19 protein-coding genes and 1 pseudogene are annotated in these 17,927 nt (G+C 42.0%); 6 read left to right on the top strand and 14 right to left on the bottom strand.

The window, feature by feature from the left end:
* Window positions 1-67: 67 nt before the first annotated feature.
* A complete protein-coding gene (locus IEV39_RS10215) occupies window positions 68-772 on the bottom strand; it encodes a M23 family metallopeptidase (RefSeq protein ID WP_005227901.1) in 705 nt (234 codons plus the stop codon).
* Between the two features lie 105 nt (window positions 773-877).
* On the opposite strand from IEV39_RS10215, the gene IEV39_RS10210 reads away from it, so the two are divergent.
* Window positions 878-1,318: a DciA family protein gene (locus IEV39_RS10210; RefSeq protein WP_005227903.1), complete on the top strand. Its 441-nt coding sequence runs from the start codon at window positions 878-880 to the stop codon at window positions 1,316-1,318.
* Window positions 1,319-1,416: 98 nt separating this feature from the next.
* Here IEV39_RS10210 and lpxC read toward each other — a convergent pair whose 3' ends face one another.
* The 9 genes from lpxC to IEV39_RS10165 form a co-directional block, all read right to left on the bottom strand.
* Window positions 1,417-2,319, bottom strand: coding sequence for a UDP-3-O-acyl-N-acetylglucosamine deacetylase (lpxC, locus tag IEV39_RS10205; RefSeq protein WP_005282399.1), 903 nt, complete (start codon window positions 2,317-2,319; stop codon window positions 1,417-1,419).
* 111 nt (window positions 2,320-2,430) lie between these two features.
* Complete coding sequence (ftsZ, locus tag IEV39_RS10200; protein ID WP_005227906.1) at window positions 2,431-3,612, bottom strand: cell division protein FtsZ; 1,182 nt, start codon at window positions 3,610-3,612, stop codon at window positions 2,431-2,433.
* Between the two features lie 164 nt (window positions 3,613-3,776).
* Window positions 3,777-5,039, bottom strand: coding sequence for a cell division protein FtsA (gene ftsA, locus IEV39_RS10195; protein ID WP_005282397.1), 1,263 nt, complete (start codon window positions 5,037-5,039; stop codon window positions 3,777-3,779).
* A gap of 61 nt (window positions 5,040-5,100) precedes the next feature.
* The gene (locus tag IEV39_RS10190; RefSeq protein WP_005282394.1) at window positions 5,101-5,958 is read right to left on the bottom strand and encodes a cell division protein FtsQ/DivIB; all 858 of its coding nucleotides are present in this window, start codon (window positions 5,956-5,958) and stop codon (window positions 5,101-5,103) included.
* Between the two features lie 6 nt (window positions 5,959-5,964).
* Window positions 5,965-6,891, bottom strand: coding sequence for a D-alanine--D-alanine ligase (locus IEV39_RS10185; RefSeq protein ID WP_005282391.1), 927 nt, complete (start codon window positions 6,889-6,891; stop codon window positions 5,965-5,967).
* A gap of 47 nt (window positions 6,892-6,938) precedes the next feature.
* Window positions 6,939-8,384 (bottom strand): UDP-N-acetylmuramate--L-alanine ligase, encoded by a 1,446-nt coding sequence (gene murC, locus IEV39_RS10180; RefSeq protein WP_005227915.1) that lies wholly within the window; start codon window positions 8,382-8,384, stop codon window positions 6,939-6,941.
* Window positions 8,385-8,397: 13 nt separating this feature from the next.
* Window positions 8,398-9,495: an undecaprenyldiphospho-muramoylpentapeptide beta-N-acetylglucosaminyltransferase gene (murG, locus tag IEV39_RS10175; protein ID WP_081401586.1), complete on the bottom strand. Its 1,098-nt coding sequence runs from the start codon at window positions 9,493-9,495 to the stop codon at window positions 8,398-8,400.
* A 227-nt stretch (window positions 9,496-9,722) separates the two neighbouring features.
* A complete protein-coding gene (gshB, locus tag IEV39_RS10170) occupies window positions 9,723-10,667 on the bottom strand; it encodes a glutathione synthase (protein WP_005282387.1) in 945 nt (314 codons plus the stop codon).
* A 227-nt stretch (window positions 10,668-10,894) separates the two neighbouring features.
* Window positions 10,895-11,377 (bottom strand): glutathione peroxidase, encoded by a 483-nt coding sequence (locus tag IEV39_RS10165; RefSeq protein WP_005282385.1) that lies wholly within the window; start codon window positions 11,375-11,377, stop codon window positions 10,895-10,897.
* Between the two features lie 177 nt (window positions 11,378-11,554).
* Here IEV39_RS10165 and IEV39_RS10160 point away from each other — a divergent pair, with 177 nt between their 5' ends.
* Window positions 11,555-12,007: a MarR family winged helix-turn-helix transcriptional regulator gene (locus IEV39_RS10160; RefSeq protein ID WP_005282383.1), complete on the top strand. Its 453-nt coding sequence runs from the start codon at window positions 11,555-11,557 to the stop codon at window positions 12,005-12,007.
* Window positions 12,008-12,205, top strand: coding sequence for a DUF3565 domain-containing protein (locus IEV39_RS10155; protein WP_005282381.1), 198 nt, complete (start codon window positions 12,008-12,010; stop codon window positions 12,203-12,205).
* A 55-nt stretch (window positions 12,206-12,260) separates the two neighbouring features.
* Here IEV39_RS10155 and IEV39_RS10150 read toward each other — a convergent pair whose 3' ends face one another.
* From IEV39_RS10150 to IEV39_RS10140, 3 genes are all read right to left on the bottom strand, one after another.
* A complete protein-coding gene (locus tag IEV39_RS10150; protein WP_005282380.1) occupies window positions 12,261-12,713 on the bottom strand; it encodes a hypothetical protein in 453 nt (150 codons plus the stop codon).
* 300 nt (window positions 12,714-13,013) lie between these two features.
* Window positions 13,014-14,321, bottom strand: a complete 1,308-nt coding sequence (locus tag IEV39_RS10145) for a PQQ-dependent sugar dehydrogenase (protein WP_005282379.1) — start codon at window positions 14,319-14,321, stop codon at window positions 13,014-13,016.
* A gap of 2 nt (window positions 14,322-14,323) precedes the next feature.
* Window positions 14,324-14,755, bottom strand: coding sequence for a hypothetical protein (locus tag IEV39_RS10140; RefSeq protein WP_005282377.1), 432 nt, complete (start codon window positions 14,753-14,755; stop codon window positions 14,324-14,326).
* Between the two features lie 913 nt (window positions 14,756-15,668).
* Between IEV39_RS10140 and IEV39_RS10135 the strand changes: the two genes are divergently transcribed.
* From IEV39_RS10135 to IEV39_RS10125, 3 genes and pseudogenes are all read left to right on the top strand, one after another.
* Window positions 15,669-16,163, top strand: coding sequence for a hypothetical protein (locus IEV39_RS10135; protein ID WP_005282375.1), 495 nt, complete (start codon window positions 15,669-15,671; stop codon window positions 16,161-16,163).
* Between the two features lie 23 nt (window positions 16,164-16,186).
* Entirely contained in the window at window positions 16,187-16,831 is a 645-nt protein-coding gene (locus tag IEV39_RS10130) for a hypothetical protein (RefSeq protein WP_005282373.1), read from the top strand.
* Window positions 16,832-16,984: 153 nt separating this feature from the next.
* Window positions 16,985-17,364, top strand: a pseudogene (locus IEV39_RS10125) (SDR family NAD(P)-dependent oxidoreductase); the annotation flags it as partial.
* Between the two features lie 157 nt (window positions 17,365-17,521).
* On the opposite strand, the gene IEV39_RS10120 reads toward IEV39_RS10125, so the two are convergent.
* Window positions 17,522-17,824, bottom strand: coding sequence for a hypothetical protein (locus IEV39_RS10120; RefSeq protein ID WP_005282370.1), 303 nt, complete (start codon window positions 17,822-17,824; stop codon window positions 17,522-17,524).
* Window positions 17,825-17,927: the final 103 nt, after the last annotated feature.

Below are 17,927 nucleotides of genomic sequence, written 5' to 3'. Positions count from 1 at the left end.
CACATAAAAAATCGCCAATAAAGGCGATTTTCTCTTAACATTTATATACAACTGTTAACAAATTACATTAAGGCAACATTGCGAGGTAAGTTGAAGGATTTTTACGCTGTCCATCTTTCACAACTTCAAAATGTAGATGTGGGCCAGTACAACGACCAGTACAGCCAACATTGGCAATATGCTCACCTGCGCTAACACGATCTCCTGCGTTCACGATTAAACGTGATGCATGGGCATAGCGAGTGATATAACCATTGCCATGATCAATTTCAACATATTGACCATAACCCGTGCCCCAGCCTGATTTGGTCACAACACCAGGGCCTGTTGAATAAATCGGTGTGCCTGAAGGTGCAGCCAGATCAACCCCTGAATGATGGCGGGTTGAACCGAGTAAAGTACGTGTTCCCCAAGAAGAACTCACGCGACCTTCCTGTAATGGATGGCTGACCAACCAAGAATAACCGGTATTTGCAGAGAACGAAGAAGACGCATTGTCTTGAGATGAAACTGCGGAACGACCGTATTTCTTTTCGATCGTTGCATTGTTCAATTCAATGGTTTTTTCACGTAATTTAACTGACACATTCGAAATAGCAGGCAGATCCATATCTGCAGAATGAGTATAAGAACCTTGAGCGAGAGTCTTTGATAATTGCTCTAGACGGTCATCACCTGTTGACTGACCAATATTCTGGTAGTCTGCAAAAGCAACCGAAGCAGCTGAAGCAGCCAATGAAAATGCGAGTAAAATACGACGCGTATGATGCATAAAAAACCTCTTGAAACCGTCCTTCAAACGTTCCTTTATCATCTCTTCCTTGATAACAGCTGAACCAAACGCTTAAGATGGACACATTACCTCCGAGGAAGTGCTATGTCTGAGCCTAACAACGTTTTCCAACAGAAAGGACAACACATAAAAACTGGAAACTTAACGTTTCTGACAACGCAAGTTACGCAATGGAAACAACTTACGAAAATTATTCAACCGTTATTGCCCCAACCAGAGCAATGGCAAGTTGTTTGTTATCAACATGGTGTTTTGATCATTACTGGTGAAAATCAGGCCATGATTAGTCAACTCAGCTATTTACAAAGCAACTATGTTGCGCAGTTAGCTCAGCTCGAAGGACTCAAGGAATTACGAAAAATTCAAGTTCGTTTAAGAAACAAAACAGTTGTCTCTCGTGAACCCTCTCCCCCAACAAAAGCACTTACATCAGAGACCCAAGAGCAATTGCGTAGCGCCGCTGAATATGTGAGCGACCCTAAGCTTAGCCAAGCTCTACTACGTTTGGCAAGCAATAAAAAGTAAACTTCATACATTCAGTATCGAAATACATCATTATATTTTGTGACAAAATTCTCAGATTCATTTGTTATAATATAACATAGCCAATAAAAGACAATGACTTATGTCACACTCACATAAGGAATTGGACAATCATTCTCGTTATTAAATGTTACAATTTCATAGCTGCTTGGATCATTTTGAACATTGCGTAATAACTGATTGTTCAGCGCGTGACCCGACTTATAGCCATCAAACTTGGCAATAATCTGGTGACCAAGCAAATATAAGTCACCGACTGCATCTAAAATCTTATGTCGCACAAACTCGTCGGCGAAACGCAAGCCTTCCTCATTGACCACACCGGTATCATCGACACCAATGGCATTTTCCAGGCTTGCACCCAAGGCCAGATTATTGGCTTTGAGATAATCCAGATCCTTCATGAAACCAAAAGTTCGGGCTTCACTCACTTCATAAACAAAGGTTTCTGTTGAAAAATCAATGGTCGCTGACTGGTATTCTTTGGCAAAGGCGGGATGATCAAAATCAATGGTAAAGTTAAGCTGAAAGCCCGAATGGGGCGTGAAAATCGCTTTTTTGTCATCAATTAAAGCTTCGACGGGCTTTAAAATGCGGATAAACTTCTTTGGCGCATCTTGCTCTGCCAGCTCACCTTGCATGAGCAGATAGATAAAAGGTCCTGCACTGCCATCCATGATCGGCACTTCAGAAGCAGACACTTCAACAATCAGGTTATCGATTCCCAATCCGGCAATCGCACTCATGACATGCTCAATGGTGCCCACTTTGATGTCCTCACGCACCAGATTCGAACACATAAATGCTTCTTGAATCAGCAAGGCATTGGCTGGAATATCCACAGGGGGATTTAAGTCGATACGGCGAAAGACAATACCTCCGTCAATATGGTGTGGAACAAAATTGATCAGCACCTTTTGACCACTGTGCAAACCAATCCCGCTCGCTTTCACCACACGCTTGAGAGTACGTTGTTTCAACATGCCATACCAACTTCATTTGCAAAAACCGATATAACTTAGCATATTTTGCCATTTTAAAAAAATAAAAAAGGAGGCAATTGATTGCCTCCTTTCTCTAAATAACTGATTTTATTATTTACGTTGCTGATTTTTCAGATAGTCTTGAATGCTCATTGGCGATGAACGTGGCGTAGAACTTGCGGTAGCGCTTGCTGGAGCGTCTACATTTGCTCGTTTACTAATCGCCGGAACGTCATCTTCATCAACCGGTTGTTGTGCCACTTGAGCAGAACTTACATGCGAAGCAGCAGTCCGTCGTTTCTGGTCCACTTCACTGGCATTACGCGTTAAACCAGTCGCTATAACCGTAACACGAAGTTCATCACGCGCATCCGGATCGAATACCGTACCGTAGAAGATTTCACCTTCATCCAAGTCAACAATCTGGTTCACCACATCTGTAATGATCTCGGTTTCACGTAAGGTAATATCATCACCACCGGTGATGTTGATCAATACACCTTTCGCATTGATAATATTCACATTATCAAGCAATGGGCTACGGATCGCCTGTTCAGCGGCTTGGCGGGCACGATCTTCACCACGACCTAAACCAGCACCCATCATGGCATAACCACGTGTACTCATCGCTGTTTTCAAGTCGGCGAAGTCGAGGTTAATATGACCACGATTGACCACAAGGTCAAAAATACTGCGAACTGCGTTCAACAATACATCATCTGCCTTTTTATAGGCATCTTTCATTGAGATATCGCCATAGACGCTGAGTAAGCGCTGGTTCGGAATGATAATCAGTGAATCAACATGTGCTTCTAAAGCATCAATGCCTTTTTCAGCAGACTTTTGACGGCGACGGCCTTCAAAGTTAAATGGGGTTGTCACTACACCAACGGTCAGGATACCCATTTCTTTGGCAACTTCAGCAACAACCGGTGCAGCACCTGTACCAGTACCACCACCCATACCGGCAGTAACGAAGACCATATCAGTACCTTCAAGGTGCTGACGGATCACATCACGGCTTTCTTCAGCGGCGATTTGACCCACTTCTGGATTCGCACCCGCGCCTAAACCACGCGTACTTTGTTCACCCAATTGAATTTTGAATGGCGCGTTCATGCTGTCCAGTGCTTGTTTATCTGTATTGGCACAAACAAACTTGACACCTTGAATATCCGATTGGGCCATGTGTTGCACGGCATTACCACCGCCACCACCCACACCAAATACTGTGAAACGGGCTTGACCGTTGCCATTGTCTAGTTCATCTTCTATAAATTCAAATGAGGCCATGACCTTTAGATTTCCTAATATTAATGGCAGTTACTTCAGCCCGTTACTGCCCTGATTTTTAAACAACTGATGTTTAGGATGCTGTTCAATAATCACCAGATTGTCAAGTACAGTGGCAGATTTAGAACAACTTCCTAACAAATTTTCCCAAAAATAACTACAACTTAAAAAATGGCCTTTAATTTGCTATTTAATGCATTCCAACCATTGGCAACCCGATCAACAAAACTACGATCGCTAGCCTCTTCTGGTTCTTCGACCGTATCCTGCAAATCACTCTGGCTAAACATCAACAAACCAGCTGCAGTAGCATACATTGAACGACGCAAGGCTGGTAAGTGCTGATCCTCCGCATACACTTGCAGTGGCGGATTGCCCAGATGCGCAGACACACCGAGCGTACGACGCGCCAGATTCACCATACCTTCAATTTGGCAGGCATCTCCGGTCAGCACCACACCATGATATAAACCATGAATCGCCCCACTATGCTCCAGTTCTTCACGAATTGAAGCAAAGATTTCTTCATAACGCGCAATAATGATTTCTGCAAGCTCAATACGACTGATGGTTTGTGTGCCATCAATGCCTTGCACCTGAATCATATGATCGGGTTTCACCACACTCAGATCGACGCAACCATGTAAAATCTTGATGCGTTCCGCTTCTTCTGTGGTGGTTTGTAAAACCGCTGCAATATCACGGGTGACATTCTCGCCACCACGTGGCAAGGTCCGTGCTAAAGCCAATCGACCATCCAGATACACTGCAATATTGGTAATGCCTGCGCCAATATCGACCAGACAAACCCCATATTCTTTTTCATCTTTGAGCAGACTTGCCTCAGCCGTTGCCAGACAAGACACCACCATTTTCTCTACCCCGATATTGGCCCCTTTCATGGCTCGATCCAGGTTTTGCATGGTGCTGATCGGCATCATCATCAACTGATAATGGCCCGTCATACTATGTGCAGACATATTGACCGGATTCTGCACCCATTCAGCCGAATCACCGAGCTCAAAGCCCAATGGCACAGCGCTGGCCAGATAATAATCTGGTGAGACATGACTGGCTTTGGCCAACTCCAGCGCACGCACCACTTCATTTGTCGTAATAATATGATCGTGGTTGGCGACAGGGGTACGACCTGATGCATAAAAACTTTGTAATTCAGTACTCGGAATAGACACCCATGCGCTATGAATACGGCACTCTGCCATATCCTCTGCTTCGGATACTGCATTTTTAATCGCAGCAATGACCTTGTCCAAGCTGACAATCTTGCCTTTAACCATGCCTCGGTTGCGAGCAGTTGCCATGCCAATGACCTGGATATTATCCGGTGCATGGACCTTACCAATCAAGACTGAGACTTTATGGGTCCCAATATCAATCGCAACAACTGAGGGAACAGCTTCACTCATTACTTCAATACCATATCTTTAGTGTTGTTTAGGACCACTGCCCTTTATTTTAAGCCACGTATTATGGCTTTGCCTGAATTGCCCCTGCAAGGCTTGTGTCATCAATCGTTACAACTAACTGACCATTCACAATCTTCGGCGGAGCTGCGTTTTTCCATTGAATGGCCAGGCCATTGCGGTAACGCAGATCAATTGCCGTGATTTTAGACCATGCAGGTTTTAGATCTGTCTGTGCCAAATGGCTTAAGCGCTGTAGCTTGTTCATGGTTTGATCCTGATCCACGATAATCCGTAAACCCGAATCAAACTGCATAAACCAGGTCATGCGCTCAGTTAAATACAGTTCTTTTAATCTTAAATTCGCTGGATGAAATAACTGGTTAATTTCATTATAGCGACGCATCATCATTTTGGATTGGCTGGCTGGCCCATGTAACAGTGGCAAATTTGGATGTGCTTGCGGAACCGCTTCACTAAACACCTCACCATTATCACTCAGCAAACGCCCTGTTCCCCAACGTGCAATCGCATGACGCGGCATCACCCGCACCCGAATTGCATTTGGCCAAGCTCGTGATACCACCACACGGTCTACCCAAGAAACCTTTAATGCCTGATCCCGAATCTGCTCTAAATCCGAAGTGAAATAATTATCTTTAATGACAGGATTCAGGTATTTAACTAATTGCTGATTTTCAACTTCAGAATTGGTTCCCACCACCTGCAATTCTGCAACTTTGGCATCGGTCATGACTTTATATAAGCCAAACAGACCTAATGCCAGTACAGCGAATGCAATAACAAGTAATGCCCAGCCCCCCGCATTCACCATCTTTTGTTTAGGCGAAGGCGGTTTCTCGTGAATCGAGCTAATGGCTGGTCGCGTTTTGCGACGCATAGATGCAGGAAGTTGAGCCATAAATAATTAAGCCGGCTGTGCTAAAGTTTGCTCTAAAATCGCAACACAGAGCTGATCAAAATTATAACCAACGGCTTGCGCTGCTTTTGGTACCAGAGAATGACTGGTCATGCCTGGAACGGTATTGACTTCCAATAACCAGAAATGACCCTGTTCATCCTGCATCGCATCAATACGGCCCCAGCCTTCTGCACCCACAGCCTGGAAAGCACGTAAACACAATGCCTGTAGACTTTTCTCTTCTGACTCGCTGAGACCGCAAGGAATACCATATTCCACATCATTACGCTGATATTTTGCTTCATAGTCATAAAAAGCAACATCTGCAGGTGGTTGTAAACGAATCACCGGTAAAGGCTGACCGTTCAGGAATGAAATCGTGAATTCACGACCTGTAATCCATTTTTCAGCCATCACCACTGCATCATGCTGGGTCGCTTTTTCGATCGCAGCGGCAAAGTCTTCGGCTTTTTCAACCTTGCTCATGCCAACACTCGAGCCTTCATGTACTGGCTTGATAATCACAGGCAAGCCCAATTCAGCAATTACAGGTTCAAGATCGGTATCTTTGGTAATAATGCGGTAAGGCGCAGTCGGTAAATCGCTACCCTGCCAGATCTGCTTGGTTTTGACTTTGTCCATGCCAATGGCAGAACCTTGCACGCCAGTCCCGGTATACGGAATATTCAACCATTCCAATACGCCTTGAATCTGGCCATCTTCACCGCCACGACCATGCAACACGATAAAAGCACGATCATAACCGACCAGTTCAGTCACACTACGATCTTGCGGATCAAATGCTTCTGCCTGCACACCCGAACGCAACAATGCGTCTAAAACGGCTTGACCGCTGTCTAATGACACCGCACGCTCAGCCGATTTCCCACCAAATAACACAGCAACTTTGCCGAATTTCGCAGCATTTGACACGTTTATATCCTTAAAACTGTAAAACTTTTAATATTCAAAACACAAAATTATTGGGCATACAAACGATGCTGGGCCAATTCTACCGAAATTGCACCCACGTTACCCGCGCCTTGTGTTAATAACAGGTCATTAGCTTGTAACACTTTTTGTAAAACGCCTGGTAAATTCCCTTCCACTGGATCAACCAGAATCGGTTCCACTTCGCCGCGCAGACGAATACTACGCGCCAAGGCACGGCTATCCGCACCCACAATCGGTTTTTCGCCTGCCGGGTAAACTTCTAACAATAATAACTGGTCGACTTGGGACAACACATCTACGAAGTCATCAAAACAGTCACGGGTACGGCTAAAACGGTGCGGCTGGAACAACATCACCAAACGGCGGTCCGGATGGCTGGCACGTGCAGCCTTAATGGTTGCCTCAACTTCTTTTGGATGGTGGCCATAATCATCCACCAACTTCACCATGCCCTCGCCCACTTCATATTCACCTTGCACCTGGAAGCGACGACCCACACCACTAAAGCCTTCCAAGGCACGACAAATCGCCCCATCAGAAACGCCCTCATCGGTTGCCACACCAATCGCAGCAAGCGCATTTAGAACATTATGCAAGCCTGGCTGGTTGATAGTGACGCGTAATGGCTCACGGTCTTTACGCAATACGGTAAAGTGCGAACGCATGCCTTCCTGCGCCACATCAATGGCACGGATATCGTTACCTTCGTCAAAACCGTAAGTTAAGACCGGACGACCGACTCGCGGTAAAATCTCACGAATATTGGCATCATCGCCACAGACCACAGCCAAGCCGTAAAATGGCAGGTTATGCAGGAACTGGATAAAGGTATCTTTTAATTTATCGAAGCTGCCTTCATAAGTGTCCATGTGATCTGCATCGATATTGGTCACAATCGCAGCCATTGGCTGTAAATACAGGAATGAAGCATCCGACTCATCTGCTTCCGCCACGATAAAGCGGCTTTCGCCCAAGGCTGCATTGACCCCGGTACTATTCAGCAAACCACCGATCACATAGGTTGGATCGAGATTTTCTTCCGCCAGCATGGTGGTCAATAAACTGGTAGTGGTGGTTTTGCCATGTGTTCCCGCAACCGCGATACCATGACGGTAACGCATTAACTCACCTAACATTTCTGCACGGCGCACAATCGGGGTACGTTGTTCAATTGCAGCTTTAATCTCTGGATTTTCAGGATCAATTGCTGTCGACACCACCAGTACATTGGCGTTTTTAATATTGTCTGCCGAGTGGCCGATAAACACCTTAATGCCGTTGGCTTCGAGTTGAGCCGTGGTTTTTGAGGCTTTGATATCCGAGCCCGAAATTTTATAACCCTGGTTGCTCAATACCTCGGCGATACCACACATCCCTGCACCCCCAATACCAACAAAGTGGATATTTTTAATACGGCGCATTTCTGGCACTTTAATCAGCTTTTTGGCTTGGTTTGGATTTGTAGGAGACATAGATAAACTCGAATTACAATTTTTTAATCAGATCAACCACATGCTGCGTCGCATCCGGTTGTGCTTGTTGACGTGCTTTAACCGCCATTTCAGAAAGGAGCTGGCGATTGAGCAAGCTGGCAAATAACTCATCTAAAACAGCAGGGGTCATTTCTGTTTGCTGGCAAATCTTTGCAGCGCCTGCATTTGCCAAAAATTTGGCGTTTGCAGTCTGGTGATCATCCACCGCAATCGGTAAAGGAACAAAAACCGCTGCCAGACCTGCGGTTGCGACTTCAGTTACCGTTAAAGCACCGGCACGACAAATAATTAAATCAGCCTCGCTATAGGCTTTGGCCATATCATGAATAAACGGCTCAACCTGAACCGTTAAATGCTCAGCTGCACCTTGATAGAGTGCACGCGTCGCATCTTGCTTATTTTGACCACATTGATGAAATACATTCAGCGGTACACTGACCTTTTTTAATGCTTCCGGCAAACGCTCATTTAACGCTTGCGCCCCCAATGAACCGCCCACAATTAAAATATTTAGTGGCAACTGTTGCTGTTCACGGGTTTGGTAACGCCATGACGGATTCAAAATCGCAGTGATTTCGGCACGCACAGGATTGCCTGTGGTCACCACTTTATCACTACTTGGGAATGTCTCTGGAAAAGCCTGACATACGGTTGTGGCGATACGCGCCAGTTGAGTATTGGTAAAGCCTGCAATCGCATTCTGTTCATGGATCAACACAGGAATACCCAGCAACCGTGCAGCCAAGCCACCTGGCCCGGCGACATAACCGCCAAAACCCGCGACAGCATCAATTTTCAGCTGCTTCATGTAGCGCATGGCGCTTAAGGTTGCTTTTAAAATTTTAAATGGTGCACTGAGTTTACGGATCAGGCCATTACCGCGCACACCTTGAATATCGATCTGATAAATTGGAATATTTTGATCTTTAAGTAACCGGTTTTCCATTCCTGTCGGGGTCGCCAACCAAGAGACCTGACAGCCCTCTTGTTGCAGTTGTTTGGCAACAGCAAGCGCAGGAAAAACATGTCCACCTGTACCAGCGGCCATCATCATGACATGTTTGGGTTTGTTCTGGGGTGAATTGGTCACGGTTTAATTCTTCAACTCAAAAAAAGGTTATCGTCTATTGTTTTCGAGCGTTATTTTAATCCTAAAGCTTCATTCACGAAAAGCGAATTTCACTTGTTTACAACAGAAAGCTGAGCTTTTTTCGATTGTTTGTTAAAAACTAGAGACCGCCGATATCTAAAAGCCCATTTGCATCCAAAATTCGAGGCAATACAAACGGGCAGTTTGGTCAAAAAAATAAGAATTATTTAGTTTTTAGATCCTGCTTCCAGCACGGCAAATAAATCATCCGCAATCGATGTCCCAAATTGTGCATCAATCTCACGGATACAGGTTGGACTGGTCACATTAATTTCAGTCACGTAATTACCAATCACATCCAGACCAACGAAAACCAAACCTTTTTCACGCAGGAACGGACCAACTTTTGCCGCAATCAATTTATCATTTTCAGTCAGTGGACGCGCTTGACCTAAACCACCTGCCGCCAGATTACCGCGCACTTCGCCATTTTGCGGAATACGAGCCAGACAATAGGGAACCGGTTCGCCATTGACCATCAAGATACGCTTATCCCCTTCTACAATCTCAGGAATATAACGCTGTGCCATGATCGGACGTGTCCCCATTTCCGTGAGCATTTCCAGCGTTGAACCAATATTCACCCCGTCTTGATACAAACGGAAAATCCCCATACCGCCCATACCATCCAGCGGTTTCACAATCACATCACCATGTTCTTTGATAAATTCACGAATCAGGCTTTGTTGAGACGTCACTAAGGTCGGGACTTGCAGTTCTGGGAATTGGGTGGCAAAGAGCTTTTCATTACAGTCACGTAGTGATTGCGGTTTATTGATAATCCACGCACCTTCACGTTCTGCCTGTTCCAGAATATAGGTGGTATAGACAAAGTTCATGTCAAACGGCGGATCTTTACGCATCAATATCACATCGTAATCGGCCAGCGACTCTTTGCGCTGCTTGCCTAACTCATAATAATGATTATAATCTTCAAATACTTGCAAAGGAGAGATCAGGCCAAACGCTTTGCCTTGATCGATATATAAATCGTGCTGTAATGCATAACCCAGTTCATGTCCACGACGGCTGGCCGCCCATAACATCGCCATGGTGGAATCTTTTTTGAGATTCACGGTTTCAATCGGGTCCATCACTACCAGTACACGCATAATCTGACGCTCGTATTTTTAATCTTGGCAAAAAGTATAGCGAAGTTTGCAGGCAATCGTGAAACAAGTTGTATAAATCTTAAAGATTAAAAAATCTATTTTGTTCAATTAATTACAACATATTAAAAATATTCAGCTTTATCATTTAATTTGTTGAGGAGAAGGAAACCACCAGTTGACTCAACTTATAAACCAGTCATTTCCACTCTCTCTAATTTAAAACTGCTTTAGCCAAGAAGACGTTGAATATCTTTGGCAATTTTTTCAGGTTTGGTAATCGGCGAATAGCGTTTGACCACCTCACCATTTTGATTAATTAGGAATTTGGTGAAATTCCATTTAATACTTTCACTGCCCAAAATTCCCTTGGCTTCAGAAGTTAAGTATTGATACAGAGGATGTGCGGTTGGACCATTCACATCAATCTTGGCAAACATTGGAAATGACACACCATAATTACGCTGACAGAAGCTGCCGATTTCTTCATTGCTGGATGGATCTTGATTGGCAAATTGGTTACATGGAAAACCGAGAATCACCAACCCTTGTTGTTGATAGTTCTGATATAGCTTTTCCAAGCCCTCAAATTGTGGCGTTAGACCACACTGGCTCGCCGTATTCACCACCAATAACACTTTGCCTTGGTAATCCGCGAGGTTCTTTTGTTCACCTTCTAACAGTTCAGCCTGAAAATCATAAATCTTGCTCATACACATACTCTCATCAATCAAATTGCAGACTTACCCAAAATACGTTGCTTAATCATTCAGCTTGGCTACTTAATATTGCACACAATTATATTGTGCACAAGTTAATTATACACAATGTACTTTTTAAACGATCCAATTTATACTGAATGTTCAACAACCAAGTCGAGGAAAAACATCATGGCTGAAGTTTCATTTTTGGATAATCAGGTATGTTTTGCCATGTATTCCGCGACCAATGCCATGATTCGCCAGTATCGCCCTTTGCTTCAGGAATATGATCTGACCTATCCGCAATTTATTGTATTGCTGGCTTTGTATGAGCAGGACAATGTGATGTTGTCAGAGATTGGACAAAAGACCTTTTTTGATTCGGGAACGCTAACGCCAATTATTAAAAAACTTGAAGAAAAGCAGTTTTTAAAACGTGTGGCAGTTAAAGAAGATGAGCGGATGAAAAAAGTGGTGTTGCTAGAAAAAGCACTGGTTTCAAAAGATGAGATTATCGGTATTCCGTTTAAACTCGCCTGCGCTTTAGGCATGGAGCAGAATGATCTGCTGGCGATTCATAACTTATGCCATCGTTTTTTAAAAGGTTTGGAACAATCTAAACTTGAGAGTCTGGACAATTAAATGCAACAAGCGATTGTGAGCTTTCATCTCGATGAGCAAGGACATTGGGTTGCAGACCTTGCCTGTGGGCATGGGCAACATGTGCGTCATGATCCACCGTGGCAAAATCGCCCTTGGGTGTTGACCGAGCAAGGACGCAAAGAGAAATTAGGGATGATGCTGGAATGTAAGAAGTGTGAGGAGAAAAAGTCTCAATAAGACGTTTTGTACTCAATACTAGCGGAACCTATCTCAATGAGATAATAATGAAATATTACTCCAACAAACCTAACTTTTTATAAATATCCTTGCGTTGGGCAGCATTATTTTGATCACGACCATCTTTTGCATAATTTTTTTCTATAAACACTGCCGCTTGTTTTTCTGACATTGGCTTTTTCATGCTCGAAGCTGCCAATAATATACTATAAAGATTAAAATGATCCTCAGAATATACACAAGAACTATTTACTGTATTGATGATAGTGTTTTGATCCACATCCGGATACATCATTTTAAGTTTCTCAACCGTTTCTTGGATACAGTATTGGTAAAGCATCTGTGTCTGATTTGCACCTTGTGTAATTTCAGCCTGTGTTAATATTTTATCGCTAAGTTCAGCTTTCAGAATTGGAGCAATTTGATTATTTTCTGGGAGTGCTGACCACACTAATTGGACAATACTCAGGCCTAAAAAAATGATAAGTAATAATTTAGTTTTTATCATAATGAATAATCAGCCTAAAAAGTAAAGTAATTATATAAGAAAAACACTCAAGCCAGTAGTAATCAAACCAATCTTAGATATAAAGGATTAATAATACAAAAATTCTTTTCTTGGCTCTATATATTATACTCTTGACCTCAAGCCAAATTAAGCTTTTATAATAGCCTCTTATTCTCAGAAATATGGATAGATTAATGAGTTATTCGAACGAGATTTTGATGCCAGTAATGCTAAATACAAATATCTAAAGACTTAGGCCAATCCAGATTGACCTAAGTTTTAAAACAGACAGCAAACCTATCAAGGTGAATAAACTCGCCATACTGTATTGCCAACATCATCCGCAATCAACAAAGCACCGCTTTTATCCTCAGTGAGACCCACAGGCGCACCATATAAAGTTTTTTCATCTTTTGAATAGAAACCTTGAACCACATTAACAGGCTTGCCATTCGGCTTACCCTCTTTAAATGGAATAAAGACCACGTTATAACCATTGAGCGGATCTCTATTCCAACTGCCATGATTACTCACAAATGCGCCATTTTTAAACTGATCAGACAGCTGGGTTGTAGCCGAAGCAAACCATAAACCTAAGGGTGCAACATGAGAACTCAAGGCATAATCAGGTTTAATCGCTTTAGCAACCAGATCTGGACGTTGTGGTCGTACCCGCTCATCCACATGCTGACCAAAATAACTATACGGCCAGCCATAAAATCCTTTTTCCTGTACTGACGTTAAATAATCAGGCACTAGACTGGCACCAATTTCGTCACGTTCATTCACAATCGTCCATAATTTTCCAGTTTCAGGTTCCCATTGCAGTCCGGTTGGATTGCGGATCCCACTGGCAAAAATTCGGCTTGCCCCTGTGGCGACATCAACTTCTAAAACAGTTGCACGGCGATATTCAATCGCTAATCCATTTTCGGTGATATTACTGTTTGAGCCCACACCGACATATAGCTTCTGTCCATCTTTACTGGCCAATAATGCTTTGGTCCAGTGATGATTAACCGTATCCGGCAAATCAGACAGCTCCTCACCCTGATCAGTAATTTGGGTTGCATTCTCGTCATAGTGATATTTCATAATATTATTGGTATTTGCCACATATAGACTATTACCAATCAATTGCACCCCAAATGGAGAATGCAGATGTTCCAGAAACTTATATTTCTTCCACTGGCCATCGGCTTCCAGACGAAGCAAGGTGATTCGATTTCCCCCTTTACCACCTTTGCCTGAAGATTTTTTAACAAAATTAGCAATCACCTGTTTTGGTGCGGTCAGTGGCGCCTCTCCAGGATTGTTCGATTCAACCACCAGAATATCGCCATTCGGCAGGGTATATAACTGACGTGGATGCTCAAGCTGATCAGCAATCTTTTCAATCTTTAAACCTGCTGCAACCACAGGCGTCTGATTGGCTTTCCAGCCTACCCCATTTGGTACTTTTATTGGAGGAACCAGAAAGTTCTTTGCTTCAGGTAATTCCGGATCAGGGCCATATTGTGTTTGCGGGTCAAGGGGTTTTCCACCAGAACAGCCGTATAAACCCATACCCAGCAAAGCTGAAAAGAATAATGTATTTGATCGTTTCACGTTTATTCTCCAATCAGTCTGTTGTGGATATGGGTGGATTGATATAAATAATGCAGTGCAATCAGGACAATAGTCAGGGTCGACAAAATAAGGTTTTCCGGCGCGATGGCAAAGGCATCACGACTATGCACAAAGGCATTGAAGGTCGCTGCAATAATGGCAAAACCATAGAGCCAAAAGCCGACAATATCAGCTTTTCTTTGCTCAACAACGGGCCTAAACCAGACATAAAACAAATTAATCAAGCGTGGAATAATACAGATCAGCAATCCGAATGTAATACACCATGCGGCAGCCTTCGCCCATAATACTTCGGCACTCTGATTATAAAAAATATCAAAAATCCAACCTGCAGCAAAAAAGCCAAAGGGAAGCGGGTTCAACAGCATATAGATGGCATACAGAACACCAGATCTTGGATTGTTTTTTTTCATTCAAACCTCTTACTTTTGATGAGTTATGGATGGTCAATACAACGTAAAAAAATCTCATTATTTATTAAAAACTCAGATAGTATAATTTTCACCCACTATAAAGGGCCTATTCAGGGACTGTCAAAAATGCCATCAAACTTGTTCTTTTTATTTTTTGATTGAAATAATAAAGTGACGATACCTTTACAATAGAAATATACATTTTTTAATTTTTTATTTAACAATAAGGGTCAGAACAAAATTAAATATTTCATTTTTTTATATTTGCGTAACGTTGTTTTTATTTAGCGTTACAGTTTAGGGTTTTTTATAGCTATAAAATTATCGAGTAATAAATTGTAAAAACAACTCATAATGTTAAATAAAAATGATGATCCTGTGATGTGGCACCCTCATTTTATCATGACTCTTTTAAACACTTCTGCTACAGATATCGATAAAATCATAATTGCCAAAACCATTTTGGTCGGTCCAACAGCTGGTGCAAGGGATAAACAGACCCATAAACAAATGGTTTTCTAGGTAACTCAGTTTGCGCCGAGACAAATCGCAGTCACGATTAAAAAACTTAGGGAGCCCTTGATTGACATAGTTTTAGAATAAAAACTGTTCTTCTCTCCTGCTGGCTGATGTGCTTCATGCCATACAATATTTACTTTTAGCTCCGTTAAATTCATTTACGTTAAAGAAAGGTGACCAGGCTACAGGAATAAAGTGTTTAAATTCTGATCTAGGCGGATATTGTCCCTCCTCAATATTTTATCTTGTATTTTTTATAAAGACTCATCTGTATACTATCTGCTTGCAATGAATGCCTTTAAGTTCATTTTTCCAAAACGATTAGATCAACTCAAAATTCAAGATGTACAAAATTATTCTAATTCTATTTTTATGCTGCTTATCTACAGCTTGCATGAATACCAAGTATATTGATCATCCAGATCAATATTTCGATCTTTTGGGCGAAAGCACAGAAAGCAAAGCTTTTGAAAACTTCGTCAATCAACTTGAGCCCAAAGAAATGCCCCAGCTCACCAATCAATTCTGGAATGAAGAGTTTACCAAGCTTGATTTCTATGATCAAAGCTTAATGTTTCCTCTCAATGGCATCGAAATGCTGTTAAAGAATAAGAAAATTGTCTCGATTAAGCTTTATCTTCCCGATCCTGAAGTTACATTTGGCAACTATAAAGGTCATCAATTACCACTCGGCCTTTTCAGTGATGATACTGAACAAGAAGTGACGGAAAAACTGAAGACCGATATAGACACCAATACCAATCCTCATCGAAACGTAAAAGAATTTGAGACGGAAAACGCCAGTGTTGCAATTGATCAGGACAGCGGAAAAATTATTTATATCGAGTTATATAAACAATCTCCTTATCGAGATCAAAAAATCAAATAATAGATCTACACGGAACATCAAATATGCAAAGCACATTCAACTATATATGCATTAGCCTGATTTTGCTGCAATCAGCAAATGGTTTTGCAGAAAACCCAATACGTCTTGAAGAAAAAGCTGTTTATCAAGATATGGGGGCATTGCTTTCAGGTCAGCCTCAAGGCACTCAAATCACGCCTACAATAAATGGTGTCTATGTTGAAGCTTTATTTTGTCAAAAACAGACCTCACCCTTTACCACTTTATTGAAAGGTCGCTTGTCCATTCAGCAGGATCAGGCGTTATTGTCACTTTTCCAGAATATGTTTTGTGTACCGGCCGACAAGGAAGAGCAAGTCAGTTTAAGCGCCTTTGCCAATCAGATTCAGGACCCGCTTCCCTTTAGTCTGGTGAGCTATTCTGGTATGCAAGAACTGGGACAGTGGTCTCTGGAAGAGGCTACCCTGCTTTCCACTACTCCAGCCAAACAAGTTGAAGTCAATATGTTTGGATTACATCCTCGACAAGTCTCAAACTCGGTGGTTTTTTGGGAAGTCCTATCCCCGACCCATGTCCGGGTCTGGTATGGCATGTTTAAAATGGCCCCTTCGGATGCAATCATCTATGAATTTAAATTTGCAGGCCAAGCGTGGAAATTGTCTCATCTGTGGATGGGCACCCGTTTGTAAAATATAGACTAGATAAAAAATTGCTCAGCAGAGTAGTCCAATATTTTTTGTGAAAATACCAACTGGAGACGACTAAAAATAATGGTCTGATTCACGTTTATAGACGCCCTCTTTCTTATTCCTGTTCTATTTTGACCAATCACTCAAGTTGTATTGGCGATTCAAACATTAATCGAAAATCTCAAACTCTCCGATAACGCCAAAATCATTCTGATTGGTTCGACTTGAGGGGGTAATAATCATAACGGTAAAGAACTTGTTTTCTCGGCAACTAAATTTGCGTTAAGAGGCATTGCGCAATCACTACGAGAAATCTTGAGGAACACTTGATTGGAGTCAGTGTACTGAACTTGGGCTATCTGGCCAGTGAATATGAAATCGACAAACCCACTCAAAATGTTTTAGAACAAACTGAATATTCTCTCATCCCTTTAGCCGATGTGATACAGGCGATTCATTTTATTCTTTCAACCACTAAAGCTAGCTGTGTTAAAGAAATCCTGATGCCTGCGATGTTAGATCAGAATGTTTAGTTTTATAGATTTTTAATACTGAGTTGAATACTTTTACAAGCAAAAAAAGAAATTCTTATCCTTTCTCGAGCTTTTTCCCCTATGCTTTGGAAGTTTGCTTTGAGCAATGATATTACTCAAAGCAAGTATTTAGAAAATTGTTTTTTAACATTGATAGTTAAAATTTTAAAAACAGTTTTATGCCGAGTCTAAACTCATTGAATGAGTCTTTAGCAGCCTCAAAAAAACCTCTATTTTCAAAAGATTTTATGTAAGCAGCTCTATAAACAAGCCATAATTCCAGCATAAAAACCAATAAAACCAAACACAAACAAATATTAGTCACTAATTGAGTATCACCCATAAATAGAACTAAAAATATTTGGAAAATAAAAATTATAATCCCTGCTGGAATAAGAAATACCACATTAAAAAATAAATAATATGGCAATGTCCAAAATAAAAGTGATAAAAAAGGCATGACAATTCTCAGTTTTTTTTATTATAAATAAAATTTTGTATTAAAAAAATACTTCTGAACACAATATATTTAAAATAATCTATTTTTCTAGACTTTGTATAAA

The sequence above is a fragment of the Acinetobacter courvalinii genome (assembly GCF_014635545.1).
GTDB lineage: Bacteria > Pseudomonadota > Gammaproteobacteria > Pseudomonadales > Moraxellaceae > Acinetobacter > Acinetobacter courvalinii.
Note: the sequence above shows the minus strand (reverse complement) of the source record. Positions and strands in the feature narration are given on the sequence as shown.

Bases quoted from the DNA above. Each gene is read 5' to 3' on its own strand.
- ftsZ (WP_005227906.1), bottom strand. From the start codon at position 3,612: ATGGCCTCATTTGAATTTATAGAAGATGAACTAGACAATGGCAACGGT.
- lpxC (WP_005282399.1), bottom strand. From the start codon at position 2,319: ATGTTGAAACAACGTACTCTCAAGCGTGTGGTGAAAGCGAGCGGGATT.
- IEV39_RS10120 (WP_005282370.1), bottom strand. From the start codon at position 17,824: ATGCCTTTTTTATCACTTTTATTTTGGACATTGCCATATTATTTATTT.
- IEV39_RS10135 (WP_005282375.1), top strand. From the start codon at position 15,669: ATGAATACCAAGTATATTGATCATCCAGATCAATATTTCGATCTTTTG.
- IEV39_RS10150 (WP_005282380.1), bottom strand. From the start codon at position 12,713: ATGATAAAAACTAAATTATTACTTATCATTTTTTTAGGCCTGAGTATT.
- IEV39_RS10215 (WP_005227901.1), bottom strand. From the start codon at position 772: ATGCATCATACGCGTCGTATTTTACTCGCATTTTCATTGGCTGCTTCA.
- IEV39_RS10165 (WP_005282385.1), bottom strand. From the start codon at position 11,377: ATGAGCAAGATTTATGATTTTCAGGCTGAACTGTTAGAAGGTGAACAA.
- IEV39_RS10140 (WP_005282377.1), bottom strand. From the start codon at position 14,755: ATGAAAAAAAACAATCCAAGATCTGGTGTTCTGTATGCCATCTATATG.
- IEV39_RS10130 (WP_005282373.1), top strand. From the start codon at position 16,187: ATGCAAAGCACATTCAACTATATATGCATTAGCCTGATTTTGCTGCAA.
- IEV39_RS10160 (WP_005282383.1), top strand. From the start codon at position 11,555: ATGGCTGAAGTTTCATTTTTGGATAATCAGGTATGTTTTGCCATGTAT.
- IEV39_RS10190 (WP_005282394.1), bottom strand. From the start codon at position 5,958: ATGGCTCAACTTCCTGCATCTATGCGTCGCAAAACGCGACCAGCCATT.
- IEV39_RS10155 (WP_005282381.1), top strand. From the start codon at position 12,008: ATGCAACAAGCGATTGTGAGCTTTCATCTCGATGAGCAAGGACATTGG.
- gshB (WP_005282387.1), bottom strand. From the start codon at position 10,667: ATGCGTGTACTGGTAGTGATGGACCCGATTGAAACCGTGAATCTCAAA.
- murC (WP_005227915.1), bottom strand. From the start codon at position 8,384: ATGTCTCCTACAAATCCAAACCAAGCCAAAAAGCTGATTAAAGTGCCA.
- IEV39_RS10210 (WP_005227903.1), top strand. From the start codon at position 878: ATGTCTGAGCCTAACAACGTTTTCCAACAGAAAGGACAACACATAAAA.
- ftsA (WP_005282397.1), bottom strand. From the start codon at position 5,039: ATGAGTGAAGCTGTTCCCTCAGTTGTTGCGATTGATATTGGGACCCAT.